Below are 3,954 nucleotides of genomic sequence, written 5' to 3' on the forward strand. Positions count from 1 at the left end.
CATACCGCCGGCGGCCCCCCGCCCTTACCGTGTCGCTCCGGCGCCCCCCCCGCGTGACGGCAAAAGCAAACGGGCGTGCACCCCCGTTGTGGGTGCACGCCCGTTTCAAGCGGCTGAACGCCAAGCCCCCGAGGGGGCCCGGATCACTTGAGGGTGATCTTGGCGCCGGCGGCCTCGAGCTTCTCCTTGGCGGCGTCCGCGACGTCCTTCGCGACACCCTCGAGGATCGGCTTCGGAGCGGACTCGACCAGCTCCTTGGCCTCCTTCAGGCCCAGGCCCGAGACGACCTCGCGGACGACCTTGATGACCTGGATCTTCTTGTCACCGGCGGACTCGAGGACGACGTCGAACTCGTCCTTCTCCTCGACCTCGGCGGCGGCGGGGCCGGCCGGGCCGGCGGCAGCGACGGCGACCGGAGCCGCGGCGGTGACCTCGAAGGTCTCCTCGAACTGCTTCACGAACGCCGACAGCTCCAGGAGGGTCATCTCCTTGAACGCGTCGAGCAGCTCTTCGGTGCTGAGCTTCGCCATGATCGGCGGTCCTTTCTAATTTCCCGCGCGAAAGCGTCGGGTGTGTCTTCGGGTGATCAGCTTTCGGCGGGAGCGTCGGCTTCGGCGGCGGGAGCCGACTCGGCCTTCTTCTCCTGCAGGGCAGCAGCCAGGCGAGCGACCTGGGAAGCCGGGGCGTTGAACAGACCCGCGGCCTTGGCCAGGTTGCCCTTCATCGCGCCCGCGAGCTTCGCGAGCAGCACCTCACGGCTTTCGAGGTCGGCGATAGCCGTGACCTCGTCGACCGAGAGCGGGCGGCCATCCATGAAGCCGCCCTTGATGATCAGGGCCTTGTTGTCCTTCGCGAAGTCGCGGATCGCCTTGGCGGCGTCGACGGGCTCGCCCTCGACGAACGCGATGGCGGTCGGACCGGACAGGAGAGCCTCGAGGCCCTCGATGCCGGCGTCCGCGGCGGCCAGCTTGACCAGCGTGTTCTTCGCGACGGTGTACTTGGTGCCCGCGCCGAGAGCGCGACGCAGCGTCGTGAGCTGCGCCATGGAGAGGCCACGGTACTCGGTGACAACCGCTGCCGAGCTGCTGCGGAACTGGTCCGCGAGCTCAGCGACCGCCGTAACCTTGCTGGGCTTCGCCATGATCGCCTCCTCTCTGGGCTGGGTGACCGCCGGTTCGAGAAGGCTCCGAAACAACAAAAACGCCCACGCGCACAAGCAGCACGGGGCGTCACGACAAGCTGAGCCTCGTCCTCCCTGCGCGGGCCGCCCGTGTTGCAACGGGGCCTTCGTTCTCCTCGCGGAGAAAACCAGCGGTCTTCGGTAGAACCAGGAAAAGAGTACTCGACTGTGTACGGCCACTCCAAATCGGCATGATGTGACCTGTGACGGACGAGCCCGGCAAGGACCTCGCACCCCGGCAGCCCCCGCAGCCGCCGCAGCCCCCGATGGACCCCGAACAGCTCCGGCAGTTCCAGGAGTTCCAGCGCTTCCAGGAGTTCCAGCGCTACCAGGAGGCCACCGGCCAAGCGCCGCAGGCACCCAGGCCGGGCCCCGGCAACCGGCTGCGGTGGGTGCTGTTCATCCTCGGCAGCGCGCTCTTCTGGCGCGTGCTGACGTTCCTCGTCGTGCTGGGCTCGGCGATCTGGGCCTACAACCACTTCTTCGGCACCGACGACCCCGGCGACATCGCGCAGGACAGCGGCGGCGTGACCGGTGCGGCACAGGGACTGTCCGCACCCGCGGGCCTGCAGGGCACCGTCGGCATGTTCTACAAGCACGTGTCCTTCGCCGACACGACCCGCGCCTGCACGCTGATCCTGCGCGACGACACCCGCCAGAAGTTCGCGAACGCCCAGGGCGCAAGCGATTGCGCCGCCGCGGTGAAGGGGCTGCGGGCGCAGGTCACCAACGTCGACCGGTACCAGCAGGTCATGTTCCCGCCCGAGATGCTGAAGACCCCGACCTCCACCAAGGTCACCATCGACTCCTGCGCGCTGACCGTCGAGGGCGGCCCGCGGCTGGGCACGTTCGTCGTCGAGAAGGTCGGCTCCGGCTGGGTCATCACCGACTGGAACCCGAGCACCTGCGGTTGAGCAGGGCGGCTCGCCCGGTGTTCCTGCTGTCAGCCCGCACGCCGGGGTGAGCCGCCGAGGGACTCGACGGCGCGGGCCAGGCTCTCCGCGCCCCGCCCTTCGGCGACCTGCCGGTCGACCAGCGCCTTGACGGCGTCGAGCCCCGCGAACGGCACGCCCTGCGCCTCGGCGGCGCGGATCAGCGTGGCCAGCCCGCTCTGGTTCATCGCGAGGCTCGACTCCCCGCCGGCGTAGGCGGCCGAGTCGACCTCCTCGGCGAACGCGACCAGCGCGGGGTGCAGGTCCACCAGCCACGACAACAACATCGGCGTGAGCTCGGTGGCCTTGATACCACCGGCCCGCGCCAGCGCCGCCGCGTGCAGGAACCCGCCGATCAGCCCGTACATCCCGGCCAGGACCGCCACGTCGTACCCAGACGCGCGCCCGGCGTCGGCGCCGAGGAACGTGACCTTCCCGAGCAGCCCCAACCGCTCCCGCCACCGCTCGTGCACCGCGGCGGAACCGCTGCAGTTGATCGACGACGCCGCGGTCCCGATCGTCTGCGGCACCGCGTAGACCGCGCCGTGCAGGTACTCCGCGCCGTTCTCCCCGGCCCACCGCGCCACCGCGCGCGCCTCGTCCGGCGTGCCGGAGGTGAGGTTCACCAACACCCGCCCCCGCACGTCCACCCCGTGCAGCACCTCCCGCACCGCCCGCTGGTCGAGCACGGCCACGACCACGAGCTCACCCGCCGCGACCGCCTCCCCGACGGTGGCCGCCGCGGTCGCACCACCCTCCACGAGCGCCAAAGCCTTTGCGGCAGAACGGTTCCACACCGTCGTGGGGTGCCCGCCCCGCAGGAACGCCTCCGCCACGGCACGTCCGAGGTTGCCCAGCCCCAGCACCGTGATCGCCTCAGTCGTCATGGCTCCAGCTTCGCCACCGGTGATCACCGCAACCAGTGACCGGAATGCCCCCGTCCACCAAATTCCTGCCATAGGCTGGGTCGCATGACCGCCGGCTCCGTCGCCCTGGTCGTGCCCGACGACTTCGGCGTCCTGGACCTCTACGAACTGGGCATCCCCGCGGCCGTCTTCGGCACGCCGCACCCCGACCCTCGCACGAGCGGACACCGTCATCGTCCCGTGGGTGCCGGAGGAGGTCATCGAGGACAATGCCCCGGTCCCACCCGCCCTGGTCTCCGCCCTCCGCGGGGCCCACGAGGCCGGCGCCCGCATCGTTTCCCTCTGCGTCGGCGCCTTCGCACTGGCCGAAGCGGGCCTCCTCGACGGCCGCAGAGCAACGGCCCACTGGATGCACACCGCACTGCTCGCCGAGCGCTACCCCGCGGTGCGGGTCGACGACTCGGTCCTCCACGTCGACGACGGCAACGTCCTCACGAGCGCGGGCATGACCGCGGCCCTCGACTGGGCCCGCGAACGCCTGGACGAACCGCTGACCATCGACGCCCTGGCCCGCCGCGCCGCCGTGAGCCCGCGGACGTTCTACCGCCGCCTGCACGCGGCCACCGGAACCATGCCGTTGCAGTGGCTGCTCAACGAACGCATCGCCAGCGCGCAGGCGCTGCTGGAGTCGACCGACCTGCCGGTGGAGAAGATCGCGGCGTTGAGCGGCATCGGCACGGCGAACAACCTGCGGCACCACTTCCTGAAGCAGGTCGGGGTGTCGCCCAGCGACTACCGGCAGGCGTGGCAGCCGGAGCGGCGGAAGCGGGCCTCACCGCCCGTCGAGCAGCACTGAGCGACACAGGCAAAAGGCCCCCGGCGGCGAATTCCAGGGGTCGTTGCAACACAGGTGATCAACTGGCTTTGGTCAGGAGTTTAGTCAAGCGCTCGGCTGGGGTGTCCCAGCCGAGCGTTT

At 70.3% G+C, this 3,954-nt stretch carries 5 protein-coding genes; 2 read left to right on the forward strand and 3 right to left on the reverse strand.

The window, feature by feature from the left end:
- Positions 1–143 precede the first annotated feature (143 nt).
- Positions 144–530, reverse strand: coding sequence for a 50S ribosomal protein L7/L12 (rplL, locus tag AB0A63_RS40535; protein ID WP_360402180.1), 387 nt, complete (start codon positions 528–530; stop codon positions 144–146).
- A 56-nt stretch (positions 531–586) separates the two neighbouring features.
- The gene (rplJ, locus tag AB0A63_RS40540) at positions 587–1,141 is read right to left on the reverse strand and encodes a 50S ribosomal protein L10 (RefSeq protein WP_360402183.1); all 555 of its coding nucleotides are present in this window, start codon (positions 1,139–1,141) and stop codon (positions 587–589) included.
- 242 nt (positions 1,142–1,383) lie between these two features.
- Here rplJ and AB0A63_RS40545 point away from each other — a divergent pair, with 242 nt between their 5' ends.
- Entirely contained in the window at positions 1,384–2,094 is a 711-nt protein-coding gene (locus tag AB0A63_RS40545) for a hypothetical protein (protein ID WP_360402186.1), read from the forward strand.
- Positions 2,095–2,123: 29 nt separating this feature from the next.
- Here the strand turns inward: AB0A63_RS40545 and AB0A63_RS40550 are convergent, their stop codons facing one another.
- Positions 2,124–2,999 carry an NAD(P)-binding domain-containing protein gene (locus AB0A63_RS40550; protein WP_360402189.1) on the reverse strand — a complete coding sequence of 292 codons (876 nt, stop codon included), beginning with the start codon at positions 2,997–2,999 and terminating at the stop codon, positions 2,124–2,126.
- 223 nt (positions 3,000–3,222) lie between these two features.
- Between AB0A63_RS40550 and AB0A63_RS40555 the strand changes: the two genes are divergently transcribed.
- A complete protein-coding gene (locus AB0A63_RS40555; protein ID WP_360402192.1) occupies positions 3,223–3,834 on the forward strand; it encodes a helix-turn-helix domain-containing protein in 612 nt (203 codons plus the stop codon).
- Positions 3,835–3,954 lie beyond the last annotated feature (120 nt).

The organism is Lentzea sp. NPDC042327 (genome assembly GCF_040647275.1).
Lineage (GTDB): Bacteria > Actinomycetota > Actinomycetes > Mycobacteriales > Pseudonocardiaceae > Lentzea.